This is a genomic window from Aeromonas sp. CU5 (assembly GCF_002586745.1).
In the GTDB taxonomy this organism is placed as follows: domain Bacteria; phylum Pseudomonadota; class Gammaproteobacteria; order Enterobacterales; family Aeromonadaceae; genus Aeromonas; species Aeromonas sobria.
In genome coordinates this window covers 3,548,723-3,574,174 of record NZ_CP023817.1, presented here as the reverse complement: position 1 = coordinate 3,574,174, position 25,452 = coordinate 3,548,723, and the positions used below count along the sequence as shown (strand labels likewise).

27 protein-coding genes are annotated in these 25,452 nt (G+C 60.5%); 14 read left to right on the top strand and 13 right to left on the bottom strand.

The window, feature by feature from the left end:
* Nucleotides 1–95: 95 nt before the first annotated feature.
* Nucleotides 96–851 (top strand): outer membrane protein assembly factor BamD, encoded by a 756-nt coding sequence (locus tag CK911_RS16030; protein WP_042017967.1) that lies wholly within the window; start codon nt 96–98, stop codon nt 849–851.
* 137 nt (nt 852–988) lie between these two features.
* On the opposite strand, the gene CK911_RS16025 is transcribed toward CK911_RS16030, so the two are convergent.
* From CK911_RS16025 to asnA, 6 genes are all read right to left on the bottom strand, one after another.
* Nucleotides 989–2,317, bottom strand: a complete 1,329-nt coding sequence (locus tag CK911_RS16025; protein WP_098971184.1) for a CoA-disulfide reductase — start codon at nt 2,315–2,317, stop codon at nt 989–991.
* A gap of 98 nt (nt 2,318–2,415) precedes the next feature.
* Nucleotides 2,416–3,816 carry an L-cystine transporter gene (locus CK911_RS16020; protein WP_042017965.1) on the bottom strand — a complete coding sequence of 467 codons (1,401 nt, stop codon included), beginning with the start codon at nt 3,814–3,816 and terminating at the stop codon, nt 2,416–2,418.
* Between the two features lie 136 nt (nt 3,817–3,952).
* Nucleotides 3,953–5,254: a serine dehydratase subunit alpha family protein gene (locus tag CK911_RS16015; RefSeq protein ID WP_172954036.1), complete on the bottom strand. Its 1,302-nt coding sequence runs from the start codon at nt 5,252–5,254 to the stop codon at nt 3,953–3,955.
* 21 nt (nt 5,255–5,275) lie between these two features.
* Entirely contained in the window at nt 5,276–5,944 is a 669-nt protein-coding gene (locus CK911_RS16010; RefSeq protein WP_098971179.1) for a transcriptional regulator, read from the bottom strand.
* Nucleotides 5,945–6,092: 148 nt separating this feature from the next.
* Nucleotides 6,093–6,881: an ABC transporter substrate-binding protein gene (locus tag CK911_RS16005; protein WP_098971177.1), complete on the bottom strand. Its 789-nt coding sequence runs from the start codon at nt 6,879–6,881 to the stop codon at nt 6,093–6,095.
* Nucleotides 6,882–7,266: 385 nt separating this feature from the next.
* Entirely contained in the window at nt 7,267–8,259 is a 993-nt protein-coding gene (gene asnA / locus CK911_RS16000; RefSeq protein WP_098971175.1) for an aspartate--ammonia ligase, read from the bottom strand.
* Between the two features lie 154 nt (nt 8,260–8,413).
* Here asnA and asnC point away from each other — a divergent pair, with 154 nt between their 5' ends.
* Nucleotides 8,414–8,875: a transcriptional regulator AsnC gene (gene asnC / locus CK911_RS15995; RefSeq protein WP_033135290.1), complete on the top strand. Its 462-nt coding sequence runs from the start codon at nt 8,414–8,416 to the stop codon at nt 8,873–8,875.
* Between the two features lie 102 nt (nt 8,876–8,977).
* Here the strand turns inward: asnC and CK911_RS15990 are convergent, their stop codons facing one another.
* Nucleotides 8,978–9,742: an ABC transporter substrate-binding protein gene (locus CK911_RS15990; RefSeq protein WP_098971172.1), complete on the bottom strand. Its 765-nt coding sequence runs from the start codon at nt 9,740–9,742 to the stop codon at nt 8,978–8,980.
* Nucleotides 9,743–9,829: 87 nt separating this feature from the next.
* On the opposite strand from CK911_RS15990, the gene CK911_RS15985 reads away from it, so the two are divergent.
* On the top strand, nt 9,830–10,366 hold the full coding sequence (locus CK911_RS15985; RefSeq protein WP_042017958.1) for a DUF2301 domain-containing membrane protein: 537 nt from the start codon (nt 9,830–9,832) through the stop codon (nt 10,364–10,366).
* Here the strand turns inward: CK911_RS15985 and CK911_RS15980 are convergent.
* Nucleotides 10,363–10,767 (bottom strand): CBS domain-containing protein, encoded by a 405-nt coding sequence (locus CK911_RS15980; protein WP_098971169.1) that lies wholly within the window; start codon nt 10,765–10,767, stop codon nt 10,363–10,365. The genes CK911_RS15985 and CK911_RS15980 overlap by 4 nt on opposite strands.
* Nucleotides 10,768–10,929: 162 nt before the next feature.
* Between CK911_RS15980 and CK911_RS15975 the strand changes: the two genes are divergently transcribed.
* Nucleotides 10,930–11,634 carry an SDR family oxidoreductase gene (locus tag CK911_RS15975; RefSeq protein ID WP_098971167.1) on the top strand — a complete coding sequence of 235 codons (705 nt, stop codon included), beginning with the start codon at nt 10,930–10,932 and terminating at the stop codon, nt 11,632–11,634.
* Here CK911_RS15975 and CK911_RS15970 read toward each other — a convergent pair.
* Complete coding sequence (locus CK911_RS15970; RefSeq protein ID WP_098971165.1) at nt 11,560–12,135, bottom strand: 2-amino-4-hydroxy-6-hydroxymethyldihydropteridine diphosphokinase; 576 nt, start codon at nt 12,133–12,135, stop codon at nt 11,560–11,562. The two genes, CK911_RS15975 and CK911_RS15970, sit on opposite strands and share 75 nt — an antisense overlap.
* A 124-nt stretch (nt 12,136–12,259) precedes the next feature.
* Here CK911_RS15970 and CK911_RS15965 point away from each other — a divergent pair, with 124 nt between their 5' ends.
* The 4 genes from CK911_RS15965 (at nt 12,260) to CK911_RS15950 (ending at nt 15,657) form a co-directional block, all read left to right on the top strand.
* A complete protein-coding gene (locus CK911_RS15965; protein WP_005341891.1) occupies nt 12,260–12,352 on the top strand; it encodes a YnhF family membrane protein in 93 nt (30 codons plus the stop codon).
* Nucleotides 12,353–12,455: 103 nt separating this feature from the next.
* On the top strand, nt 12,456–13,856 hold the full coding sequence (locus CK911_RS15960; RefSeq protein WP_098972733.1) for a HAMP domain-containing sensor histidine kinase: 1,401 nt from the start codon (nt 12,456–12,458) through the stop codon (nt 13,854–13,856).
* Between the two features lie 5 nt (nt 13,857–13,861).
* Complete coding sequence (locus tag CK911_RS15955; protein ID WP_042017954.1) at nt 13,862–14,380, top strand: hypothetical protein; 519 nt, start codon at nt 13,862–13,864, stop codon at nt 14,378–14,380.
* The gene (locus CK911_RS15950) at nt 14,377–15,657 is read left to right on the top strand and encodes a sigma 54-interacting transcriptional regulator (RefSeq protein ID WP_098971163.1); all 1,281 of its coding nucleotides are present in this window, start codon (nt 14,377–14,379) and stop codon (nt 15,655–15,657) included. Before CK911_RS15955 ends, CK911_RS15950 begins: the two co-directional genes overlap by 4 nt.
* 373 nt (nt 15,658–16,030) lie before the next feature.
* Here the strand turns inward: CK911_RS15950 and CK911_RS15945 are convergent, their stop codons facing one another.
* Nucleotides 16,031–16,513 carry a DUF1097 domain-containing protein gene (locus tag CK911_RS15945; protein WP_098971160.1) on the bottom strand — a complete coding sequence of 161 codons (483 nt, stop codon included), beginning with the start codon at nt 16,511–16,513 and terminating at the stop codon, nt 16,031–16,033.
* A 368-nt stretch (nt 16,514–16,881) separates the two neighbouring features.
* On the opposite strand from CK911_RS15945, the gene msrP reads away from it, so the two are divergent.
* Nucleotides 16,882–17,883, top strand: a complete 1,002-nt coding sequence (msrP, locus tag CK911_RS15935) for a protein-methionine-sulfoxide reductase catalytic subunit MsrP (RefSeq protein ID WP_098971155.1) — start codon at nt 16,882–16,884, stop codon at nt 17,881–17,883.
* Complete coding sequence (gene msrQ / locus CK911_RS15930) at nt 17,874–18,500, top strand: protein-methionine-sulfoxide reductase heme-binding subunit MsrQ (RefSeq protein ID WP_098971153.1); 627 nt, start codon at nt 17,874–17,876, stop codon at nt 18,498–18,500. Before msrP ends, msrQ begins: the two co-directional genes overlap by 10 nt.
* Here the strand turns inward: msrQ and CK911_RS15925 are convergent.
* Nucleotides 18,497–18,745, bottom strand: coding sequence for a PepSY domain-containing protein (locus CK911_RS15925; RefSeq protein ID WP_098971150.1), 249 nt, complete (start codon nt 18,743–18,745; stop codon nt 18,497–18,499). The genes msrQ and CK911_RS15925 overlap by 4 nt on opposite strands.
* A gap of 63 nt (nt 18,746–18,808) precedes the next feature.
* On the opposite strand from CK911_RS15925, the gene CK911_RS15920 reads away from it, so the two are divergent.
* Genes CK911_RS15920 through CK911_RS15905 form a run of 4 tightly spaced genes read left to right on the top strand, consistent with a single transcriptional unit; the run spans nt 18,809 to nt 21,674 of the window.
* Nucleotides 18,809–19,147, top strand: a complete 339-nt coding sequence (locus tag CK911_RS15920) for a PepSY domain-containing protein (protein ID WP_042017948.1) — start codon at nt 18,809–18,811, stop codon at nt 19,145–19,147.
* 21 nt (nt 19,148–19,168) lie between these two features.
* On the top strand, nt 19,169–19,825 hold the full coding sequence (locus CK911_RS15915; protein WP_042017947.1) for a response regulator transcription factor: 657 nt from the start codon (nt 19,169–19,171) through the stop codon (nt 19,823–19,825).
* Nucleotides 19,822–21,171, top strand: coding sequence for a sensor histidine kinase (locus tag CK911_RS15910; protein ID WP_098971149.1), 1,350 nt, complete (start codon nt 19,822–19,824; stop codon nt 21,169–21,171). Before CK911_RS15915 ends, CK911_RS15910 begins: the two co-directional genes overlap by 4 nt.
* A 41-nt stretch (nt 21,172–21,212) precedes the next feature.
* Complete coding sequence (locus CK911_RS15905; RefSeq protein ID WP_098971148.1) at nt 21,213–21,674, top strand: hypothetical protein; 462 nt, start codon at nt 21,213–21,215, stop codon at nt 21,672–21,674.
* An 85-nt stretch (nt 21,675–21,759) separates the two neighbouring features.
* Here the strand turns inward: CK911_RS15905 and torA are convergent, their stop codons facing one another.
* Both torA and CK911_RS15895 read right to left on the bottom strand, forming a co-directional pair.
* Nucleotides 21,760–24,240: a trimethylamine-N-oxide reductase TorA gene (gene torA / locus CK911_RS15900; protein ID WP_098971145.1), complete on the bottom strand. Its 2,481-nt coding sequence runs from the start codon at nt 24,238–24,240 to the stop codon at nt 21,760–21,762.
* A gap of 23 nt (nt 24,241–24,263) precedes the next feature.
* A complete protein-coding gene (locus tag CK911_RS15895; protein ID WP_098971142.1) occupies nt 24,264–25,394 on the bottom strand; it encodes a NapC/NirT family cytochrome c in 1,131 nt (376 codons plus the stop codon).
* Nucleotides 25,395–25,452: the final 58 nt, after the last annotated feature.

Below are 25,452 nucleotides of genomic sequence, written 5' to 3'. Positions count from 1 at the left end.
TATCAATTCGAAATAATCAGGGTATTCTAGCTTTTCTTTTAGCCAAGCATAACGGATACTTTGCCAATTTCGTGGAAATGGACCGGATGTTGTTGATGGGAAAGAAGTCTCACCTGCTGATGTCGCTCGCCTTGGTCGCTACCTTGATCACGGGCTGTTCCAGCACCAAACCCAAGGTACCCGACGAACCGCCGGAGACCCTGTACCAGAAAGCACGCCTCAAACTGGATGTTGGTAATTACGTGCAAGCTACTGAATTACTTGAGGCTTTGGACTCTCGTTATCCGTTCGGTGCTTACTCTAACCAGGTTCAGCTTGACCTTATCTATGCCTACTACAAGCAGGATGACACCGCTCAGGCGATCGCCAATATCGACCGTTTTATCCGCCTTAATCCGGCGCATAAAAATATCGATTACGTCTTCTATATGCGCGGCCTGACCAACATGGCGGCGGATTATAATTTCTTCCAGGACTTGTTCGGAATCGATCGGGACGACAAAGACCCGGCTTATGCCCGTCAGGCCTTCCAGGATTTCAAGACCCTGCTGCAGAATTATCCCAACAGCGTCTATGCCGCCGATGCGCGCGCTCGCATGACTGGCTTGAAGAATCGCTTGGCCAGATATGACCTGAGTGTGGCCAAGTACTACGTCAAGCGTGATGCATTGGTCGCAGCGGCCAACCGGGCCAAGCTGATTGTCGAGACTTATCCCGACACCGCTGAAACCGAGGCGGCGCTGGAGATCATGGTCGAGTCCTACGAGACCCTGAAGATGCCGCAGCTGGCCAAGAATGCCCGTGAAGTGTTGGCAAAAAACTACCCGGACAATCGCCTCGGCCGTGGCTGAGTAATGTGAATGAACCGGTAACAAAAAACCGATGCCAAGGCATCGGTTTTTTTATGCCTGCAATTTATTCGCAGACTACCGCGGTCTGCGGATAAATTGGCTGACGGCGCAGCTGATGCGCCGTCATTACTGTTCGGCTATTTGGCTACATTGCCTGCCACGTTCAGGGCATCCCAGGTGCGGGAGAAGGGTGGGGCATAAGCGAAGTCCAGCATGCCGAGCTGCTCGGTGGTCACCCCCATGGTGATGGCCACCGCCAGCGCGTCGATGCGGTGTACCGCCCCCTTGCGACCGAGGATCTGGCCGCCCAGCAGCCGCTTGCTGCCCGCCTCATAGACCAGCTTGACGTGGATGTCAGACTGACCCGGGCAGTAGTTTGTGTGGCACTTGTCCTTGATCACCACGGTGCGATAGTCGATGCCCATCGCCTTGGCTTCCTGCTCGGAAAGACCGGTTCGGCCTGCCTCCAGCCCCAGCACTTTGAGCGCTGCAGAGCCGAGGGTGCCCGGGAACTCCTGCTCGGCACCGGCCAGGTTCTCACCCACCATGCGGCCCAGCTTGTTGGCGATGGTGGCGAGCGGCACATAGACCTGCTGCTGCTTCACGCTGTGCCAGACGCTGGCACAGTCACCGGCCGACCAGACGTTGGCCAGCGAGCTGCGCCCCTGACGGTCAACCTTGATGGCGCCGTTGCCGAGCCGCTCGATGCCGGTATCGGCCAGAAACTCGGTATTGGGCTTGACCCCGGTGCAGACCACCACGATATCGGCCTCGTACTCGCCCTGGCTGGTGTGCACGCCGGTGACCCGGCCACCCCCCAGCAGCGCTTCAACTCGCTCACCCAGATGGAGAGAGACCCCCTGCTCGCGCAGTTCGGTTTCGATGTGTTGGGTGATCTCGCCATCAAACGCATCAGGGATGACCCGATCCGCCAGCTCGATCAGGCGCACCTCTTTGCCCTGATGGACCAGCGCCTCGACCACTTCCAGCCCGATAAAGCCGGAGCCAATCACCACTGCGCGGCGATTGTTCTTGTCTTGCACCGCGGCCTTCAGCGCCAGCCCGTCGGCCATCCGGCGCAGACCGAATACCCCTTGCTGCTGCAAGCCGGGGATAGGGGGCATCACTTCGCGGGCACCGGTGGCGATCATCAGCCGATCGTAGCGATCGGTGAAGGTGTCGCCGTTGTGCTCCACCTGCAGGGTCTGGGCAGCCGCGTCGACGCTCAGCACCCGATGGTCAATCTTGACCTCGATCCCCTTGGCGGCGAACTGCTCGGGGGTGAACTCGGCCATGTAGCCGGGCTCCTGAAACTCGTCACCGACGAAGTAAGGCAGGCCGCAGGCACCGAAGGAGATCACCTCGGAGGCCTCATACACCACGATTTCGGCATCTTTGGCCAGACGGCGCGCCTTGGCCGCCGCACTCATACCGGCGGCTTCGCCACCGATGATCAGAATTCTCATAGTTTTTCCTCTCAATGGCGCAGGGAGGGCATGCCCTCCCTGCGGTCTATGGCGGGAAAGGGTCACCCCTTTCCACGCACAGATCAACCGACAGCAAATCAGACGGTGGACTCTTCGCCGTCCAGACTCACTTCGTGATCGCTGTTGAACACATGCATGTCGGTTTCGCCCATCAGGCGGCTGGTGACCGTCCCTGCGGTGATGGATCCGGAGACGTTCAGTGCGGTGCGGCCCATGTCGATCAGCGGCTCGATGGAGATCAGCAGACCGGCCAGCGCCACCGGGAAGTCCAGCGCGGAGAGCACGATCAGCGCGGCAAAGGTAGCACCACCACCAATCCCGGCCACCCCGAAGGAGCTGACGGTGATGATGGCGATCAGGGTCATGATGAAGCCGGGATCCATCGGGTTGACCCCGACTGTCGGAGCAATCATCACCGCCAGCATCGCCGGATAGATACCGGCACAACCGTTCTGGCCGATGGTGGAACCGAAGGAGGCGGCGAAGTTGGCGATCCCTTCCGGAATACCCAGTGACTTGGTCTGGGTCTGCACGTTCATCGGGATGGAGCCCGCGCTGGTGCGCGAGGTGAAGGCAAAGGCCAGCACCGGGGTGATCTTCTTGAGGAAGCGCAGCGGGTTGATGCCAACCATGCTCACCAGCAGCAGGTGTACCGCGAACATGATAGCGATGGCACCGTAAGAGGCCATGACGAAGCTAAGCAAGTTGATGATGTCGGTGTAGTTGGAGCCAGAGACCACCTTGGTCATCAGCGCCAGCACGCCAAACGGAGTCAGGCGCAGCACCAGGGTCACCATTCGCATCACGATGGCGTGAGCCACGGCGATGAAGTGACCGAAACTGGCGAAGATCTCCGGCTTTTTGCGAGCGATGCCGGTGGCAGAGATGCCGATGAAGATGGAGAAGATCACCACGGCGATGGTGGAGGTCTTGCGCGCCCCTGTCATGTCGAGGAAGGGATTGGCAGGGATGAACTCCAGCATCATCTTGGCAAAAGACATGCTCTCGACGCTACCAAGGGAGCTTTGCAGCGCAGCACCACGGGCGCTCTCGGCTGCGCCGGAGGTCAGCCCTTCGGCGGTCAGGCCGAACAGGTTGGACATCAGGATGCCCGCTCCGGCGGCAATGGCGGTGGTGAAGATCAGCACGCCTATGGTCATGGCGCTGATCTTGCCAAGGGCGGTACCGCCATTGAGCTTCAAGATAGCGCTGATGATGGAGACCATGATCAGCGGGATGATGATCATCTGCAGCAGCTTCACATAGCCGCCACCGACGATATCCAGATAGTCGATGGTCTGGACTATGACCGGTGAACCGGCGCCATAGAGCAGCTGCAGAGCGGCACCGAACAGAATACCCAGGCCCAGACCGGCAAACACCCGGCGGGTGAAGCTCACATGTTTTTGCTGTAACCGGTAGAGAAAGAACAGCAACATGGCCAGGATGGCCAGATTACCGATAACGCTGAATGTCATGGTATGACTCCCCAAAAAGCGGGCTTACGCCCGAGAAATAAGAACAAGCGCCATGCTTGTCCTGGCAACCGTAGTGTCAGACGGCCTGACCCGTCCTGACATGACAAAGGGGGTCTGTTGCCCCCTTAGCGCGAACTCAACGCTTCTGCTGTTTCGCTCGCATGATGTTGATGATCTCGATATCGGTATCCAGCATCCCCTTTTTGGAGAGGCGGCCCAAATTGGCAATAGTCTCGTCCACGTCATCGGAGACGATCCCTTCGCTTTGGGGCACATGCAGGTTGTTGATCGCCATCAGCGAGGACTTCACCGCCGCCGAGGTGGAGGTGGAGACCTTCATGGAGCAGGCGCTGCCCGCGCCATCGCAGATGATGCCGGAGACATCGCCAATCATGTTGTTGATGCAGTGGCTGATCTGTTGATACTGACCGCCCAGCAGCCAGGTGATGGCCGCACCGGAGCCCATGGCGGCGGTACTGGCGGCGCAGAGGGCCGACAGCTTGTTCTGATAGGTCTTGATGTAGATAGCCACCAGATGGCTCATCACAAGCGCCCGGGTCAGTTGCTCGTCGTTCGCCTTGAGGAAGCGGGCGGCGGCGACCACCGGCATGGTGGCGGCGATGCCCTGATTGCCCGAGCCAGAGTTGGACATGGCGGGCAGCATGGTGCCATCCATCCGCGCATCGGAAGCGGCGGAGGAGAGGCGCATCGCCAGGGTCATCAGGTCGTCGGAGAGCAGCTTGCGCTCTACCTGTTCGGTGAGGATCTTGCCGATCTGCAGGCCGTAACCGTGCAGCCCTTCATCTGCCAGTGCCTGATTCATGGTGGCTGCCGCCTTGATGAAGTCGATTTCGGCCAGCGGCACTTCAAGGGCAAACTCCACGATCTGTTGCAAGGTCATGGTTGGCTTGGCGGATTTGGCGGGCTGGATCTGCACCCCGGGCGCGCTGTCTTGCTCCATCAGCACCTCGCCATCCTTTTCCATCAGAATGATGCGAGTGTGGTCGGTACAGATCACCACCCGGGCGCTGTGGCCTTCGACCTCGGCCAGTACCTCGGCATAGAGCACGTCCGGCACATCCTTCACATCCACCGCAATGCAGGGCAACAGCAGTTTGGCCGCTTCGACCTGCTCTGGCGTCAAGGTGTTGAGCACCTCCAGCCCGGCATCGGGATTACCGCCGGTGATACCGACTGCCGCCGCCACCGGCAGGCCGATCATGCCGGTGCCCGGCACCCCGACGCCCATGCCGTTCTTGAACAGGTTGCCACTGACCCAGACGCTGATGCGGGTCGGAGTTTCCCCCAGCAGCTTGCGACAATTGGCCGCCGCCAGCGCGACCGACATTGGCTCGGTACAGCCCAGGGCCGGTACCACTTCCCGCTTGAGCAGGGTAATAAAGTCGGTCCATTGTGCTTTCATTGCAGTGTTTCTCATGTTCATGGCGCCCGCAGGCCGTTATGGCTTGTTCAGGTCCGCCTTGTGATTGCGGATGTGCAAATAGACGGTATGACGGGAGATGCCGAGCATCCGGGCGACCAGCTGGGCCGCCTCCTTGATCTCGAAGATCCCCATGTCGTAGAGCCGGGTCACTATCTCCTTATTGCGCACCGTGCTGGCGAGTGAACTGTCCTGATCCACCTTCTCAATCACCTGGGTCACCAGATCGTCCACCGAGCTGGCAAAGGTTTCGTTATTGAGCTGCGCCGGTGCGGCAGGCTGCGCAAAGGTATCGAGCAGGCTACCGAGGGAGGTATTCAGACTGAAGTTCACGCAGAGCATACCGATAGGCTTGCCCAGCCGGTTGCTGATGGTGATGGAGGAGGACTTCATCAACGCCCCCTCGCGGGTGCGGCTGAAGTAGCTGCTCCACTGGCTACCGGACTCTCCTTGCAAGCGGTTGAGGGCAAAGTCGGTGACGGGAGCCCCCGCGCCACGGCCAGTGACATGGCCGTTGGCAATCTTGATGACTGAGGCATCCAGATTATCGAAGGCATGCAGCACTACCTCGCAGCCGGCACCAAACAGGGCTGCCAACGCCTCGACGGCCGGTTCGAAACTGGCGATCAGATGGCGTTCTTCATCCGTTAACGCATTGATGTGGTCAGTGGTGGCTGCTGTGGACATATATGAGTAACTTTGAGTAAACCGCAGTTGATTCTACTATCAACAAGATCAACTAATGTTGAGCGGCATCCCCTTTTTGCACACCATTATGCCCGCCTTTTAACAAAGTGCGAAAAATTGTGAAGCCACGCACAGACGCAGTGGCCAATCAGAGGTGATAGCGAGCCAGCAGCGCTTGATAGGCGGGGGTCTGCTTGAACAGTTTGAGTGCCTCCGAGAAGCGGATAGCCAGCTGATCGTGGCCGGGCTTGTGGGTAAATGCGAGGAAGTTGCGGTTATCATCCGTCAGTGGGAACAGGTGATGGCGCACCTGATCCTGCAGCCCCTGCGTATGCAGCAGATAGCGCCCGACCCGCTCGTTGAGTACCACCCCATCCAGTCGGCCAGCCATCATCAGATGCAGCTGTTTAACGGCATTCCCCTCACCGGTCATCGGCATCCGGATCACTCCGGGATCGGTCAGAAATGCCTTGCTATAGGCGTAGTCGGCCTGAATGCCGATCCTCAGCCCCTTGAGGTCGGAGATCTGCTCGAGATCCACCGGGCGAGCCGCCGGATAGAAGAGCACTTCGCCGCTGTAAGAGAGCGGCTCTTCGGGATAGTGGAGCCACTGCTGGCGGGAGGATTCGAAGAAAATGTCGAGCACCGCATCCCCCTGCTGGAGGTGGGCCTGCTGCAGTACCCGCTTCCAGGGCAGCACCTTTACCTCTGTGCGGTAACCGAGCTGGTGCAGTACGGCGCGTGCCAGATCGAGATCGGCGCCCACCGGCTCGCCCCTGTCATCCAGCATCATATAGGGGGGCCACACTTCTGCCAGCAGTGTCAGGGTTGGTGGCTCATCTGCCCACGATCCACTGGCCAAACACACAGATAGAATGACCCCGCAATAGAGCCATGCTCGTTGCCACGTTTTTCGCCAAGACTGCTGCCACACCATGGGACTATCTCCACATCGATATGATTTGAGCATATACAAAGCCCGGCAATAGACAGGACAAAAAGGCGGCAAGTGCTTGTTTGCTTGTCACGGCACCGGCAAAGCAGGCTTACCACGGCAGACCCAGATTGGCGCAGGATTCGAATACCGGTTTCCTGCATAAAAAAACGGCAATCCGAAGATTGCCGGGAGGAATGTAGTGATGCGACCTTGCGTGGGTTGAGCGGGTCGCAGGGGCAAGCCCCGGTTTCGCCGCGGGTCATCAGGGATGACCACACGGCTTACAGCATGTCCGGACTGCGCTCGTTCAGTCCGCACCGCCACACACCTTCAGGGCTGACCCGCGTGACACAGCTTGCGGGCCAGACCGATGAAATCAACGCGTTTACAGCATGCCCGGGATGGCGGCTTTCATTTCGGATGGCCACACACCGACTTGAACCTGCCCGATGTGCTCTTTTTGCAGCAGCAGCATGGCCAGACGGGATTGGCCGATGCCGCCGCCGATGGTTTGCGGCATCCGTGCTGCCAGCAGATCCTGATGCCAGTCGTACTGCAGGCGATCCTCGTCGCCGGTGATGGCCAGCTGGCGGCGCAGTGCCTCGGCGTCGACCCGGATCCCCATGGAGGAGATCTCGAAGCTGTCTTTCAGCACCGGGTTCCACACCAGAATGTCACCGTTCAGACCCGCCAGACCCAGCTCGCTGTGGCTGCTCCAGTCGTCATAGTCCGGGGCACGGACATCGTGGCGCTCGCCGTGGGAGAGGGCGCCACCAATACCGATCAGGAACACGGCTCCCAGCTCTTTGGCGATGGCGCGTTCGCGCCCCTTGGCATCGAGGTTCGGGTAGCGGGTCAGCAGCTCTTCGCTGTGCAGGAACTGGATCTCGGCCGGCAGGAAAGGGGTCAGCTCATGCTCGGCACAGACCGCGCGCTCGGTGGCCTTGATGGCGGCCCAGATGCCGCTGACTGTCTCCTGCAGATAGGCCAGATCGCGGCGCTCGCTCGGCATCACCTTCTCCCAGTCCCACTGATCCACGTAGACGGAGTGGATGGGGGTGAGCTTGTCTTCATCCGGACGCAGTGCCTTCATGTGGGTGTAAATCCCTTCACCAGGGCCGAACCCGAAGCGACCCAGGGTCTGGCGCTTCCATTTGGCCAGTGAATGCACCACTTCGTAGCTGTGCTCCGGCAGGGTTTTCACTTTGACCTGCACTGCATTCTCGTGGCCAGAAAGGTTGTCCTGAGTGCCATCACCGACCCGGCTCAGAATGGGGGCTTGCACCTCCATCAGGCCCAGTTGCTGGGCGAGTTGGCGGGAGAACATCTCTTTGACGAAGCTGATCTGTTGTTGGCTGCGAATGTAGTGCTGTTTCATGCTGAATTCCTGTTTCAAACCCCGTTGGATGTGGTGATTCTTCAACGGAATGACTACTAAATTCAATATTCGATAATAGAAATAGGCTTTGTGTGTTTTTTTCTTCAAAATAAGCCGTTATTTAATGAGGTATCGTCAACGGGAGTGCAAAAAAATGCCGGAAAATTACCGGATCGATAATCTCGATCAGGCCATCCTCACCGCTCTGATGGAGAATGCGCGGATCCCTTACGCCGAACTGGCGAAACAACTGGCTGTCAGCCCAGGCACTATCCATGTGCGGGTGGAGAAGATGAAGCAGGCGGGGATCATTGAGGGGACGCGGGTGCAGGTGAACGCGAAGAAGCTCGGTTACGACGTCTGCTGCTTTATCGGGATCAATCTGAAGAGTGCCAAGGATTACCCCTCGGCGCTGGCCAAGTTGCAGGCGCTGGACGAGGTGGTGGAGGCCTACTACACCACGGGTCACTACAGCATCTTCATGAAGGTGATGACCCGCTCCATCGATGAACTGCAGATTGTGCTGATCAACAAGATCCAGACCATCGACGAGATCCAGTCCACTGAAACCCTGATCTCGCTGCAGAATCCGATCTTGCGGGACGTGAAACCTTGAGTCGGGCTGCATAAAGAGTGGCCTAGAGATCCACCTCCCGAGCGAAACCCTGATCTCGCTGCAGAATCCGATCCTGCGGGATGTGAAGCCCTGACCGGTTGATCAGGGTTCGATATAGGGGATGGCGTACTTGTCGTAGAGGGTCTTGAGGCTGCCGTTGCGCTTCATGCGCAGCAGCTCGGCATCATAGGCTGCCATCAGGGCGGGGGTCTGTGCATCCGCCCGTGCGCGGGCCCAAGTGTTGAAGTAGGGGCTGCTCTTGAGCGGTTTGGGCAGGTAGTCGACCTTGCCCTCCATCCCCTCTTCCCTGATCTGGGTGAAGGCGGTGACCAGCGGCATGGGCACGGTATCGATGCGCCCAGCCAGCAGCTTGCGCAGTTGCAGCTGGTTCATGGTGATCTCCTGAAACTGATAGGTCGGGTCAGTCATCGCCGCCGTCAGCTCAGGGGTGTAGGAGAAATCCTTGGTCACCCCGATGCGCCAGGGTTTGAGGTCGGCCAGCGTCTCGTAGCGGATCTTCAACAGGTCCGCCTTGCGCACGAAGAAGTGCCAGCTGTGGCGAAGATGGGCCTGCTGGGGATAGATGAGATAACTCTCCCGCTCTGCCTTGTAGGAGTGGGTCATCACCAGGTCGCAGGCGCCGGTTTCGGCGTTGCGGGTGAGGCGGGCGCCGGAGTCGGCCAGCTCGATCCTAAAAGGCGTCTCCAGCTTGTCGAAGATGGCGGTGACGATGTCGATATCGAGTCCACGGGGTTTCTGATCGGCATCGAGAAACTTGAGCGGGGGCTCCATGGTGCCGCAGATCACCAGCTCTTTGGCGGGCAATCCGAGTGGAAACAGCAACCAAAACAGGGGGATCACACGCAAACTACGTCTCCTGAGCCCGTTTGAAGATATTCCAAGACCTGATTCCAGTATATTGGATGGCACCTGATCCGTTAGAAGCGACTGTTTATGGCAAATCCTGAAATCGAGAGCCCGCTGGACGGGATCGACAAGTTGACCGTCTCGCTCTACCGCCTTGGCTTGAGTGCGGCAGCCTTGTTGCTGCTTTGCCGCGGTGCGGCGCTGCTGAGCGGGATGGCACTGCTTCCGTCGGCACAATGGTTGATGTCGCTGGCAGTGGCAAGCGCTATCTGCGGCTTCTCGCTGCATATCTACGACAAGCGGATTCGCCTGATCCTGCAGGGATTTGGTTGGGGGGCGCTGGTGCTGGCGGCGGTAGGGGCGCCGGATGCGCTGGTGCTAGGGGCTGCGTTGGCGACCCTCTCCGGGCTGGCGTTCAAGGAGCAGTTTTGCTTTGCCATTCCCGGTATCAAGCTAGTGCCCGTGCTGCTGCCGCTGTTGTGGCTGCTGGAGTGGTTGCAAGTGGAGTGGGCCGCCGCGCTGGTAGCGCTGGTCTGCGGGGCCTTGCTGACTTTGTTGGCGCTGGCCAAGTGGCGGATGCCCCTGCACTTCGATATTGGTGACAAGGGGCGTTACCAGATCTAGGTCTGCTGGCACACCTTCATCTGCTGGTTGAGGGCCTGCATCACCTGACGGCGGCTGATGATGCCGATCACCTTGCCCTGTTGCAGCACCGGGTAGATTTTGGGCTTGGCATCGGCCATCTGGCGGGCCAGCTCCAGAATGCTGTCATCCGGCCCGACCGAGAGGGGCGTGCGGTTCATCATGTCTTCCACCTGGGTGCGGGTATCGCAGTGGTAGCTGCCGGTGAGCAGGCTGGGAATGCAGTCTTGTTCGGAAAGAAAGCCGATCAGCCGTTTCTGCTCATCCAGCACCGGCAGGCCGCCAAGGCCGGATTGATGCAGGCGATCCAGCGCCTCGGCCAGGCCGAGCTCAGCCGTGAGGGAGTGGGTCAGGCGACCCATGTGGTGGTGCACTTTCAGCATGGTGGTAACTCCGCAAGAGGGGGATGCCGCCACTATGACGCGGCCGGGTGGCCCGCGACCAATGGCTTGTGCCGCAGGGATTGATAGGCACCGGACATCGGCGGTGATCCTCTGGCAGGCGGGCTTCGTTCATGCAAGACCATGAAAGGGAAAGGAGATCGTATGCGTGCATTGGTAACGGGCTGCGGCCGTCGACTCGGATTTTATCTCTGTGAACAGCTGGTGGCGGCGGGCTGGCAGGTGACCGGCAGTTATCGCAGCGAGCGGCCGGAGCTGGCCACGCTGGCGGCGCTGGGGGTTGAGCTGGTGCAGGCGGATTTTGCCTGCGAGGCGGAGGTCGGCAAGCTGATCGACGTGCTGGCGGCCCATCAGGATCTGGCGCTAGTGATCCACAACGCCTCGGCCTTCGAGCCGCAGGCAGCCGATCCGGCTGCGCAGCTGGCCCAGTTCGAGCAGTTCTACCGGGTGCACATGGCGGCCCCCTTCCAGCTCAACCGGGCGCTGGCGCCCCGGCTGGCAAGCAATGCCAACGCCAGCATCATTCACATCACCGATATCTATATCCATGCCCCGGCCCCCCGTTTTGCCAGCTATGTGGCGACCAAGGCGGGCGCCCATTCGCTGGCCATGAGCTTTGCCCGCGAGCTGGCGCCCACGGTGCGGGTCAACACCATAGAGCCGGGGCCGATCCTGTTTCTCGACGAGCATGACGAGAGCTGGCGCCAGCAGGTGTTGGCGAAAACACCGTTGGCGCGGGAGGGGGGGCTTGAGCCCATCTGGCAGGCGGTGCAGCTACTGGTGGGGAACAGTTATATGACGGGGGCCAGCATCAAGGTGGATGGCGGGCGCGCTCTGGCCACCCTCTGAAGGCTCGCCTAGCACCCGCGGCCCCAGCCCAACCTGCCGGGTCAGCAAGCCCTTGCCGGGCTTGAGCTTGCCCGACGGGCCGGGGATCGTTACTTGCAGTGCTACCTTGGGGTCGTGTACCTCGCCATGGCCGTACAGCTCAGCCAGCAGCTCCGCCAGATAGGAATCGACCTCTGCCGTGGCAAAGTCACCGCTCCTGTTGCTGGCCAGAATATCGATGTCGAGCGGCCGATCGTGCACCTTGCAGAGCGGATCGCTGCGATCCCGGCCGTGAGCCACCTCGAGGGCGACAAAGTGCTGCTTGAGGCGGGCGGCATCGAGCGGGCTCTCCACTACCAGCAGGCAGTTGAGAAAGTCGTGGCTGGAGTGCATTCCCACCGGCTTGGTGCGGATTACCGAACTCAGCTGCAGGGGGCCGACCTGCGCAAACAGCTCGGCCAGCGCGCGGCTGACATGGGTGTGTGGGTCAAGATTGGAACCAATACTACACAGATAGAACATGCTCACCTTCCCGGGGTTGGGCTCATCTGAAATGTATACGCAGCTCACGGTTATCGGATTAACTATGGCGTAACATTATCTTATCTATTGTGATCCGGCACTGATTGGCAGAAAGGAGGTTTGCATGAGTGTGGAGCTGAAATGGGCGCTGTTGACCGCCTCGGGAGCGTTGGCGATGATCCTGACCATCTGTCTGGCCTCTGTCGCGTTGGCGTGAATCACCACAATCCAGATAATCCAAACCGGCCCGTTGGCCGGTTTTGTTTTTTGGGGCGCTGCGGCTATGCTGGCGCACCGGTGAGAATGCAAGAGAATAGATGATGACCAAGGTTCGCCCACGCTCCCTGCTGCAGGTGGTATTGATGGGATTCGTGCTGGTATTGATGCCGCTGGGCGGCATGATCTGGCACAACAGCACTGCCCTTGCCAACCTCAGCCAGCTCACCAGCGACGAGATGGAGCGGGCGGTCAAGGATACCCGCCGCGCCACCCTGCTGACGGCGCAAGCCATCGATATCGAACGCACCTTGCGCCGCTTCGCGGTGCTGGGGGATCGCCGCAGTCTCACCAGTTATCAGCAGCAACTCGATGGCTATCGGGTGTTGCTGGCAGAACACCGCAACTCCATCTCCGACGGTCAGCTCTACAGCGGGCTCGATCAGGGGCTTGCCTGGCTCGACAGCCTGCAGGATGCCGCGCTGGCCCGGGTGGCGGTAGCGGGCGACAAGCTCGAGCAGTTCAACGATGCCAACAAGCAGCTTGAAATGGTCACCCGCAGCCGGGTTGATGAACACATGGATTGGGTGCAGGTGACCATCAACGGGCTGACCAGGGAGCTCTGGTGGGTGAGCGGTTTTGTGGCGGTGATCAGCCTGCTGCTGGTCTTTATCTTCACTTACCTCATCATCCACCCGGTACGACAGATTGAGTCGCGCATTTTGAGCCTGGGGGCCGGGGTCGAGCCCGATCCTGACCCGGTTGATGGCCCCGCCGAGCTGGTGGTGCTGGGGGAGCGGATCCTCTGGCTGCACGACAAACTCAAGGCGCTGGAGCTGCAGAAGTACCAGTTCCTGCGCCATGTTTCTCACGAGCTCAAGACCCCGCTGGCAGTGCTGCGGGAGGGGTCGGATCTGCTCTGCGAGCAGCTGGTCGGGCCGCTGACGCCGGATCAGCTGGAGATCTGCCAGATGCTCGATGAGAGCAGTCGCCGTCTGCAGACCCTGATCGAGCGGCTGCTCGACTTCAACCGGCTCAGCCAGCAGGAGGCCTTCGAACTGGAGCCCGTCCCCCTGCTGCCGATGTTGTCGGAACTTTCTGCAGAGTACCGGCTGGCATTGGAGTCCAAGCAGATCTGTGTACACTTGCCGACCAGCGCAGTGACACTGTTGGCGGAGCCCTATCGGCTGCGACTGATCCTCGATAACCTCTTCTCCAATGCGGTCAGTTACGGCGCCAGCGAGGGTAATATCTGGATCAGGGCAGGGCAGGACGAACAGATGAGCTGGCTGGAAGTGGCCAACGAGGGGCCAAAGATCCCCGAGGCTGAGCAGCAACGTATTTTTGAACCCTTCGAGCAGGGCAGCACAGTGCGGCAAGGGGTTTTGAAAGGCTCAGGCATGGGCCTCTCCATCGCCCGCGAGTCTGCCCATAGTCTGGGGGGGGAACTGGTTCTGGTACAGGATGAGCAGGCGGATGTCTGCTTCAGGTTGACGTTGAAATGAGGTCTATGAAGATACAACGGGTATTTCCAGCCCTGATGGCAGGACTGCTTGCGGGTTGCACCTTGCTGCCGCAACAGGAGCCGCGGGATTCCTCCGATATCGCTTTTTCCAAGCGCATGGAGTTTGCCAATAAAGAGATGCAGGTACGCCTGCAATACTCTGACTGGCTGCTGGCCAGCCACCCCCAGCAGCGGGTACAGGAGCGTCAGCGGCTGAAAGGTGCCGACGATCTGGAGAGTCGGGTCAGTCTGGCGATGGTGGACTCCCACCCCGCCGAATCGGTGGCCAATCGTACCGCCGGTCTGGCACGCCTGAAGAAGATGCTGCCCGAGCTGGGTCTCGATGCGCAGGCCTTTTTGCGCAGCTGGATCGCCCTTGGCGAGCAGTTGCTGGTGCGCGACAGCCGTCGGGATGATCAGCGGCAAGAGGTCCAGCGACTGCGTCGTCAGATCGAACAGCTGACCGCCATCGACGACCAGCTCAACCAGCGCAAGTTGAACGAGAGCCGTGAGGTCATTCCATGAGCCGGATCTTGTTGGTGGATGACGATGTCAGTCTGCTCAAACTGATGAGTTTGCGACTGCGTAGTCAGGGTTATGAGGTGGATACCGCCGACAGTGCAGAAGGGGCCCTCGACCGGCTGCGTCAGCAACGGGCCGATCTGGTGCTGAGCGATCTGCGGATGGGGGGCATGGACGGGCTGGCGCTGTTCGAGCGGATCCAGGCCCAGTGGCTGGGTTTGCCGGTGATCATCATGACCGCCCACGGTACCATTCCCGATGCCATTCAGGCGACCCGTTCCGGGGTCTTCAGCTTTTTGACCAAACCCATCAACAAGGATGAGTTGTTCGCCACCATTGAACACGCTCTGAGCCTGACGCGGCCGAAACAGCAGCAGGAGTGGCAGTCGCTGATCCTGACCCGTAATCCCCAGCTGGAACAGCTGTTGATCCAGGCTCACAGCATTGCCACCATGGAGGTGCCGGTGCTGATCATGGGACCATCCGGTTCCGGCAAGGGGGCCATGGCGCTGGCACTGCACCAGGCCAGTCATCGTCGCAACCAGCCGATCCATACCATCAACTGTGCCGCCATTCCGTGGGCCTCACTCGACTTGCAGCTGTTTGGCGAAGATGGCCACTCCGGCCTGTTCGAGCAGGCCAAGGGGGCGACCCTGTTTCTCGACGAGATCGGCAGCCTTTCCGAATCCCTGCAGGCCAAATTACTGCAGGTGATGGAGGAGTACGGTCAGGGCACGCCTGAGGTGCGGGTGCTCAGCTCCAGCCATCAGGATCTGGTCAAGGCGATGGAGGAGGGGCGCTTTCGGGAAGATCTCTTCTACCGTCTCAACGTTGCCAACATCACCTTGCCATCCCTCAGTGCCCGCAGTGAGGATATCCCCCTGCTGGCCCGGCAGGCCCTCGATGATTACCGCAGCCGTCACAGCGACTGCGCCGCCATGGGCTTTTCACCGGAGTCGCTGGCGATGCTGGCTGCCGCCGCCTGGCCCGGCAACGTGCGCCAGCTTTGCAACGTGGTTGAGCAGCTTGCCAGCCTCTGTTGCAGCCCGGTGATCGGGGTCTCCATGGTGGAGTCAGCCCTGAGTGGCGGCGGCGGCGGCATGCTCTCGTTCAACGAGGCGCGGGCCGAGTTCGAGAAGGAGTATCTGATCCGCCTGCTGCGCACCACAGAGGGCAACGTGACCCTAGCGGCCAACATGGCGGGCAGAAACCGTACCGATTTTTACAAGTTATTGAATCGGCACGGTATCGAAGCTGCAAACTTCAAATCGAAGGGATAAATCAGGCGGGATCAACCACAGCCGGAGCGGCATTGGTTTTCTGGGAGAGCCTGAGGCCGCTCGCTTTCATCGGGTAGTTGAATTCAAGGGTGTGCCGATGATCTGGCGAGTGAATGAAATCAGGCTGGATCAACCACAGCCGGAGCGGCGTCGGCTTTCTGGGTTTTATGGGAGAGCCAGAGGCCGCTCGCCTTCATCGGGTAGCTGAATTCAAGGGTGTGCCGATGATCTGGCGAGTGAATGAAATCAGGCTGGATCAACCACAGCCGGAGCGGCGTCGGCTTTCTGGGTTTTATGGGAGAGCCAGAGGCCGCTCGCCTTCATCGGGTAGCTGAATTCAAGGGTGCGCCGATGATCTGGCGAGTGAATGAAATCAGGCGGGATCAATCACAGCCGGAGCGGCGTCAGCTTTCTGGGTTTTATGGGAGAGCCAGAGGCCGCTCGCTTTCATCAGATAGCCGAACAAGGCGCCAATGATGAGGGAGGGCAGGATCAGCCGCCACTCGCCAGCCGCGCCGAAGGTGGCGCAGCAACCGGCAAAGGTGCCGGGAATGTAGCCGAGCCACTGCTGCTTGGCCTGCACGCACATCAGGGTTGCGACCACACCTGTCATCACATAACCCGCCACGCCCGCCCCCCACAGGCTGTCGCCATGGATCAGCAACAGCGCCCACAACATGCCGCTGGTGTTGCAGAAGATGGTCTGCAGCAGCGCCTTGTAGCCACCGCTGGAGGCGAAATAGCTGGTGCAGCCGAGGAAGCCGACCCAGGAGATAAGGCCGAACGCGACGGCAATCCAGCCCCAGATGGCGGAGAGAATTCCAGTGGTGATAGCGATGGCGATCAGTGGGCTCATGGGGTGACTCTTTAGTTGGCTTCGCAAAAAGGGCAGCCTACCTCCGGCAATCGGGGCGGCAAGCGGGGGGCGAATTGTGTGTGATCTTCATCACCCCTTTCAACTCGGGAATACGCTTGCGCTCGCGAAAAAAATTCATTGGTGACCGGTCAAACGGTCGACCATAGTTAGAGGCCCTGTCCTGCTCATGGAGTGAGTCTGATGGTGCCCAATGTGATCGTCCCCCTGCTGGTGTTCGTAGTCCTGTTTCTGGTCGGCACCATGGCCAAGGCACTACCCCTGCACCACATGATGTAAATTTGTGTGAAATTAAAATCTGCCGGGGCGGGTCTTATCCATATCGCCTTACTTAGCCCCGGGAGTTTTTCATGTTGATTAAGCGTCGTGCCGCTCACCCCCTCACCGAACAGGATGTCACCCCGGAAGCCGTTTATCAGGATCGCCGCCTTATTCTCAAGGGGCTGGGTCTGGGCGCTGCCACCCTGGCGTTTCCCACTCAGGCCGGTGTGCTCGATCTGCTGCGTGGCGACCAGAGTGCTGCCAAGCCCGTGACCAAGCCGCTTAACAGCAAGCCAGCGGAGCGCCCGGCCAATCTGGTGCTGACACCGGAAGAGAAGGCCACCAGTTACAACAACTTCTATGAGCTGGGCACCGACAAGTCCGACCCGGCTCGTAACGGCCATTACCTCAAGCCCGAACCCTGGACCCTCAAGGTGGAAGGGGAGGTGGCCAAGCCCTTTACCCTCGACGTGTGGGATCTCATCAACAAAACCGAGCTGGAGGAGCGGATCTACCGGCTGCGCTGCGTCGAAGCCTGGTCCATGGTGCTGCCCTGGAACGGCATCTCGTTGGCGGAGCTCATTCGCCGCGCCGAGCCCACCAGTCGCGCCAAGTTTGTTGCCTTCGAGACCCTGTTTGATCCGAAACAGTTGCCGGGGCAGGCCTCGAGTCTGGGGGGCGGCATCGAGTATCCCTACGTGGAGGGGCTGCGTATCGACGAGGCGATGAATCCGCTCTCCTTCCTGGCGATGGGGCTCTACGGTAAGACTCTGCCCGCCCAGAATGGCGCGCCGATCCGCTTGGTAGTGCCGTGGAAGTATGGCTTCAAGAGCATCAAGAGCATCGTCTCGATCCGGTTGGTGGAGGAGATGCCACCCACTACCTGGAACCTGTTGGCCTCCAACGAATATGGCTTCTACGCCAACGTCAATCCGCATGTGGATCACCCGCGCTGGAGTCAGGCCAGCGAGCGCTTTATCGGCGAGGGCGGGCTGTTTGGCGCCAAGCGTCAGCCGACTCTGATGTTCAACGGCTATGGTGACGAAGTCGCCTCGCTCTATCAGGGGATGGATCTGCGCCAATGGTACTGAGATTGAAACCGGCCCATATCAGCGGCTTGCGAGCGCTGGTGCATCTGGGCTCCCTCGGTTTTCTGCTCTGGCTGGGGTTTGCCATTCCGGCGGGCCTGCTGGGCGGGGATCCGGTGCCCGAGCTTATCCACTACCTCGGCAAGGGGGCGCTCAACCTGCTGCTGCTCACCCTGCTGGTGTCGCCGCTGGCCAAGCGCTGGCGGCAGGGGCAGCTTATCAAGCTGCGCCGCCCCCTCGGGCTCTGGTGTTTTGCCTGGGCGCTGCTCCACTTCATGGCGTGGCTGGGGCTGGATCTGCAGTTTGACTGGGGCCTGATTGGCGGCGAATTGGTCAAGCGCAGCTACATAGTGGTGGGGATGGTGGCACTGCTGCTGCTGGCCGCCCTCAGCATCACCTCGCTGCCCGCATTGCAGCGCAGAATGGGGGCCGTGTGGCAGAAGTTGCACAACTGGGTCTATGCCATCTCCCTGCTGGTGCCGGTGCACTACTGGTGGTCGCTCAAGAGCGGTTGGGGGGAGCCCCTCATCTACCTGTTGCTGGCCTGTGCCCTGCTCTGGCCGAGGCGAGAGAAGCTGCTGCGCCCATTACGGGGACGCTGGAATGCAAAAGAGGCCTAATCGGCCTCTTGTTGTTTGATTTCGCCGGTGTAGGCATCGATGATGAGATGCACCTTCTGATCCTGGCGATTGAGGGTTTTGACCTCGAATTTGTCCCCTTCCAGCTCCACTTCCCGAATGTCGTGATACCCTTGCGCCAGCAGGAGTTTGACCAGCCTGGCCATGTCGAGACGGCTCTGGGCCGCCCAGCTTGTGGCACTCAACAGACAAAGGATCAGCAGGAAACTGCGCGGGATCATATTCATTCCGGATTCATGGCTGGCAGACTATAAACGCCATTATGTTAGGTTTTTGGAGATGAATCATCCATGAATAGAGCGCTCCCTCTGCTCGGGTTATTGCTGCCGGTGCTGGCACAGGCGGTCACGCCTGATGAAGCCCAGCTGCAGCAAGCTGTCCATGAGGGACGGGTTCGGCCATTCCATGAAATGATGGAGGTGGCGGCCAGATTGCCGGTGCGGGTGTTGCGGGTAGATCTGGGGGAAGAGGATGGTATCTGGCTCTATGAACTGCGAGTTATCGATCGGGCAAATAGCGTGATCAAGGTTGCCTATCGGGCAGATAACCTTGAGCTGGTGTGGGCCAAGGGCCACCATCTGGAGCGGCTGTTCGAGCCGCCCAAGCCATCGGTCGAGGGTGATGAATAACCTCTGTTTGGAAGCCTGTTGATGCGAATTCTGATTGTTGAAGACGAAAAAACGCTGGCGGGGCAGTTGGCTGAACAGCTGCGCCTCTCCGGCTTTGTCACCGATCTTTGCCACAATGGCAACGACGCCGGTTTTCTCGGTGAGACCGAGCCCTATGATGCCATTATTCTCGATCTCGGTTTGCCGGGGCGCGATGGCCTGAGCGTGCTGAAAGAGTGGCGCAGCAAGGGTATCGATACCCCTGTGCTGGTACTGACCGCCCGTGGCCAGTTGCACGAGAAGATCGAGGGGCTCAACGCCGGTGCTGATGACTACCTGACCAAGCCGTTCCAGGTGGCCGAGCTGGTGGCGCGGGTGCAGGCACTGGTGCGGCGGGCGGCGGGCAACGCCAGCTCCATTCTGGAGATTGGCGGGGTGCGGCTCGATATGGCGGCATCGCAGGTGTGGTACGAAGGCACCCCCATCAAGCTGACCGCCCACGAGTTCCGGGTGCTGGGTTACCTGATGCAGCACAGGGGCAAGGTGGTGTCGCGCAGCGAGCTGATCGACCACATCTACGCTCAGGATTTTGACCGCGACTCCAACACCGTCGAGGTGTTCATCGGCCGGATCCGCAAGAAGACCCATGCCGATTTGATCGAAACGGTGCGCGGCCTCGGGTACCGGATCAACGAATGAGGCTGGTCAGAACCCTGCGGGGGCGACTGCTTGCCATTGCGCTGGTGTGGTGCGGGCTGTTTCTGTTCGCCACCGGCTTCAGTCTGCAGACTATGATGCGCAACTACTGGCAGGAGGCGGAAGCCGACGGCCTGCGTTTGCAGGTTTATGATCTGCTCGCCCGGATCGAGGTGCAGCATGATGGCTTGCCCGTAGTCACCGAGGCGATGACGGACCCTCGCTTTAACCAGCCCTATTCAGGCTACTACTGGCAGCTGGAGCTGGGCCACGATGTGGTGGGACGCTCTCGCTCCCTGTGGGATACCAATTTGAAAACCGAGGGGCTCAAGTCCGCCTTCGGCGATCCGGATTTGTTTGTCGGCAAGGGGCCCAATCGCGAGCCCTTGCTGGTGATGACCCGTACTGTGCTGCTGCCTGGTTCCGATCGGGTGTTCACCCTGGTGATGGCCAAGGACAGCAGTGCCCTGACGTTGACCCTTAGCAAAACCCGTATCAGCCTGTTCCTTGGCCTCGGCTTTGCTGCCGCCGGTCTGGTGCTCGGCTTTATGTTCCAGATCCTCTATGGCTTGCGGCCATTACATCTGCTGCGTCGCGAGCTGGGCTATGTCCATCAGGGCCATCAGGAGGGATTCCGCCTGCGCTATCCGCTGGAGATCCAGCCGCTGGTGGAGGATATCAACCGGCTGCTGCACCATTACGGCGAGCTGCTGCAACGGGCGCGATCCCACACCGGTAATCTGGCCCACGCCCTCAAGACACCGCTCAGCATCATGCGCAATCAGGTGGCCCAGTTGCCGCCGGAAGATCAGGCCGCCATCGGCGAGCAGCTCGACCAGATCCAGCGCCACATCGATTACCACCTTGGCAAGGCGCGGGTGACCGGCGCTGCCAAAATCCTCGGGGTCTCGACGCCGGTGCGGGCGCGGGTGGAGTACATCTGCCGCGCCTTCTCCCGCCTCTATCCGGGCAAGGTGGTGGATCTGCAGGTGCCCGCCAATCTGGCGGTCGGGGTGGAGGAGCAGGACTTCGACGAGATGGTGGGTAACGTGCTGGAAAACGCCTTCAAATGGTCGGCTACTCAGCTGCGGATCTCCAGCGCCGAGCTGGGGGGCTGGATCACCTTGCGTATCGAGGATGATGGCCCTGGCATGAGCGAGGATCAGATCGCCAAGGCGGTACTGCGCGGAGTACGCCTCGACGAGAAGGTGCCGGGCTCCGGGCTGGGTCTTAATATTGTCTCCGATCTGGCAGAAGCCTATCGGGGCAGTTTCATCATGGGCCGCGCCGAACTGGGCGGTCTGGCTGCCTCCCTCTCGTTGCCCAAGGTGGCAAGAGTCGAGAGCTAGGCATAACATATGGCATTTGTTTTAGCCTGAGGAAGAGAAGCATGACCGACGATCCGTGGGCACTGTGTCACCTTGACGATTCATTTGATGCCTCTGTGCTGGGGGTCAAGGGCGCCCAGATCCAGTGGTTTGAAGACAGGGATGGCCTGATCGCGTTCCTGCTGGAAGATTTTGTCGACCTGCTGGCCGAGGTGGGCGAGCTGGAGGAAGATCAGACCGAGCAGGCGCGGGAGCGCTTCACCCTGCTGGTGGAGCAGAGCTTCGATGATCGCACCCTGATGGATGCCATCAACGATCTCGCCTCCGGTCTGCGTCGCATCGCCTGGTTGGGGCCGCTCTCGGAGCTGGCCGAGATCAGCGACGAGTTCGCCTCCGGCCTGCGCTGCTATTTCTGGAGCCAGTACGACGGGGATGAAGATGACCCGGACGCCTGGGTGCCGGAAGAGCTGTGGCCGCAACTGGTGGAGTGCGCGCAGGAGTATATGGAGGAAGGGGATTTTTAAATCCGTCCCGACACCGTGTGCTCTTTGGCAGACAGATAAAGAAACGGCGCCTTGATGGCGCCGTTTTTATTGGGTTGCAACTGCCTTAGCCGTTGGCCGGTACCGCGTGGGCGGTGTTGGCCAGCACCGGGCCTGTGTACTTCTCGATCTGCAGCTGGGCCATGTGGCCGCAGTTGCCCTGCGCCAGGCTGGACGAGCCTTCGTCGAAGGTGAGGCAGTTGACGTTGCCGTTCTTGCAGATGCTACCCGCTTCGCCCGGCTTGGCCGGGTCGTACCAGGCCCCTTCGCAGATCCGCACCACCCCCTGACGCACATCTTCGGAGAGCAGGGCGCCCACCAAAATCTGGCCGCGCTCGTTGAAGGCGCGCACCAGATCCCCCTGCGCAATGCCACGGGCCTTGGCATCTTGCGGATGGATCATGATCGCTTCGCGGTCGGCGATGGCGAACTTGTCCCGCAGCGGGGTGTTGTCGAGCTGGGAGTGCAGCCGCTGGGTCGGGTGGGCGGTGTTGAGCGACAGCGGATAGCGCGCCGCCACTTCGCTCTTCACCCACTCCTTGGGCTCATACCACTTGGGATGGCCGGCGCAGTCGGCATAACCCATTCCCGCCACAGTGTTGGAGAAGATCTCGATCTTGCCGGACGGGGTACCGAGCGGGTTGAGCAGCGGGTTTTCGCGAAAATCAGCGTGACGGATCCACTGGCGGTTTGCCTCGGGGATCGGGAAGCGGATGTAGTTGTTGGACTCCCAGAACATGTTGAACGGCGGCAGCGCCACGCGGGCACCACGGGCTTGCGCCGCCATGCCATCGTACATCTGCTTGAGCCACAGCATCTCGTCCTTGCCTTCGGTGTACTGCTCCTGCACACCCAGCTTGGCGGCGATGGCGCTGAAGATATCGAAGTCGTTGCGGGACTCGTGCTGGGGCGGCACGCACTGGTGCATCGGGAACACATAGCGCTGGGAGTAGTCGCCACCCATCTCCAGATCGTTGCGCTCGTAGCTGGTGGTGACCGGCAGCACGATATCGGCATGCTTGGCGGTGGCCGTCCAGTAAGGCTCGTGAACGATCACGGTCTGCGGCTTGCGCCACGCTTGCAGCAGGTTGTTGGTGTCCTGATGGTGGTGGAAGGGGTTACCGCCCGCCACGTAGACCAGCTTGATGTCCGGATAGGTCACCTTGCGGCCGTTGAAGTCGATGGTCTTGCCCGGGTTGGCGAGACAGTCGGCGATGCGGGCCACCGGGATCGGTGCCGGGCTGTTCTTCGGTGCGTTACCGGCGGAGATACCCGCCAGAATGCCGCCCTTGGCGGTGGGGCTGCCACCGGAGGAGTAGTGGTAGCTGAAACCGTAGCCGCCGCCCGGCAGGCCGATCTGGCCCAGCATGGCGGCCAGGGTCACCAGCATCCAGTTGGGCTGTTCGCCGTGCTGCTGACGCTGCATGCCCCAACCGGCCATGATCATGGTGCGCTTGGCGGCCATGTCGAGGGCCAGCTGGCGAATTACCTTGGCATCGACGCCGCAGACCGTGCTTGCCCACTCGGCGCTCTTCGGCTGACCGTCATCCTTGCCCAGCAGGTAGGCGAGGAACTTGTCGAAGCCGACGCTGTAGCGATCGAGGAAGGCCTGATCGTGTTTCTGTTCGGTATAGAGGGTGTGGGCCACACCCAGCATCATGGCCACGTCGGTGTAGGCGTTCGGGGCAATCCACTCGGCGCCGACCAGCTTGGCAGTCTCGTTGTAGATGGGGTCGATGCTGATGATGCGGGTGCCCTTCTCCTTGAGGGCCATAAAGCCAGCCTGCCCTTCGTGGTCCGGAATATTCCAGCTGTTTTTCAGGGTGACCTGAGCGTTGACCCCCCACAGCACCACCAGTTCGGCATTCTCGACCACATTGGGCCAGGCGGTCTGCTGTTCGTACACCTCGATGGAGCCCATCACGTGGGACATGATCACTTGGGCCGCGCCGGTGGAGTAGTCACCGGCATAACCGGTGAAGCCGCCGGAGAGGTTCATCAGGCGGTGCAGCAGGGTGCGGCTGTTGTGGAACATGCCGACGCTCTTCCAGCCGTAGGAACCGGCGTGGATTGCCTGCGGGCCGAAGTCGGTCTGGACCCGCTGGATTTCACCGGCCACCAGTTCAATCGCCTTGTCCCAGCTCACCCGCACCCACTGGTCGGCGCCGCGTAGCTCGGGTTTGGCCCCCGGGCCGTGCTCCAGCCAGCTCTTGCGTACCATGGGGTACTTGATGCGGTTCTTGGCGTGCACCTGGAACGGTGCCATGTCGATGAGAGCGTTCGGTGCCGGATCATCGGCCACCGGCTGGACCCGCACCATGCGGCCATCCTCGACGACCGCTTCAAACGCACCCCAGTGGGCGCCGGTCAGAATGCCCTTCTGGGCGGGAACCAGCGTCGGGAACTGGCTCAATGCGGTGCTGATGGCTTGCGCCAGCGCACTCTTGGGAAAAATACCGCCGAGCAGGGGCAGGGCTGCGCAGGCGCCGAGGCCCTTGAGCAGGTTGCGGCGGGACAGATTGGTCTTGTTGTCGTTGAAAAAAGTCATAACGGTGTTCCTCTGTTCCAGCCTTAGTGGGCCGCGCTCATGTCACTGGCATGTTTCTGGACATACTGGGTCAGCATGCGAGCCTGTTCCGGGGTCAGGGAGGTACGAGATTCCATCCCCTTGATGACGCCGATCCACTGGTTGGCATTGAAGTGATCCAGCGCGGTGAGGCCGTGGCAGCCGGTACAGTTGTTGGACATCAGGGTGGAGGCGTATTGCCACAGCTTGCCCTGATCGCCGATGAGCTGGGTCTGGTCGACCCAGGCGGTCAGCTTGACCTGATGCCAGGTGAGGTTGGTGGTGCTGTCGGTTTCGCTCTGGCCGGTGACCAGCGCTTTCTTGGCGGTATCGCCGACCAGTACGCTGAGGATCCGTTTGCCCGGTGCGGCGTAGAACACTTCGCTCACGCCATCCTGTTGCCAGCCTTCTATCTGTACCTTGGCGCGGCCGTTTTCATTGGCCAGCACTTCCACCCTGGTGGAGGGCATCAGGGTGCCTTCGTCCGTCTTGGCGGCGGCATCGAGGAACAGCGGGGTGGTAGCGATGGCGTAACGGGTGGTGACGTTGGCCGGAGTCTGGGCCGCAGCCTGCGCCAGTTCGCTGGCACCGGCGGCAGCCAGGCCGCTCATGTCAGGCATGATGTGGGCGACACCGCGGTGGCAGTCGATACAGGTCTGACCCTCCTTGATGGCGACCGGGTGTTCGGCACGGGCATTGGGGCGCTGGGCCAGAATGTCCATCGCCGCATAGCTGTGGCAGCTGCGGCAGGTGGCGGAGTCGTTGGCCTTCAGTTCATCCCAGACGGATTGGGCCATCCGCAGCTTGTGGGCCTCGTATTTCTCAGGCGTGTCGAGCGTGCCGATCGCTTCGTGATAGATATCCTTCACGGCGCGGACTTTGGTCCACAGGTAGGAGGTGGGGTCGCCCGGGATGTGGCAGTCGGCGCACTCGGCGCGGATCCCTTTGGGATTCTGGAAGTGGATGCTGCCCTGATACTCGGCGAGCGGAGTCTGCATGGAGTGGCAGGAGACGCAGAATTCGGTGGAGCTGGTCTTGTGCAGCACGGTCACGGTGACACCCAGTGCCGCGACACCCAGCAGGGCCCCGAGCAGCAGGAGCCAGAACCAGGTTTTTCTTATCAGTTTTCCAATCATGGCGGCGTTTTCCTGTGGTCAATTTTTACCAACATAGTACTAGCCCAATAGTAGTAGT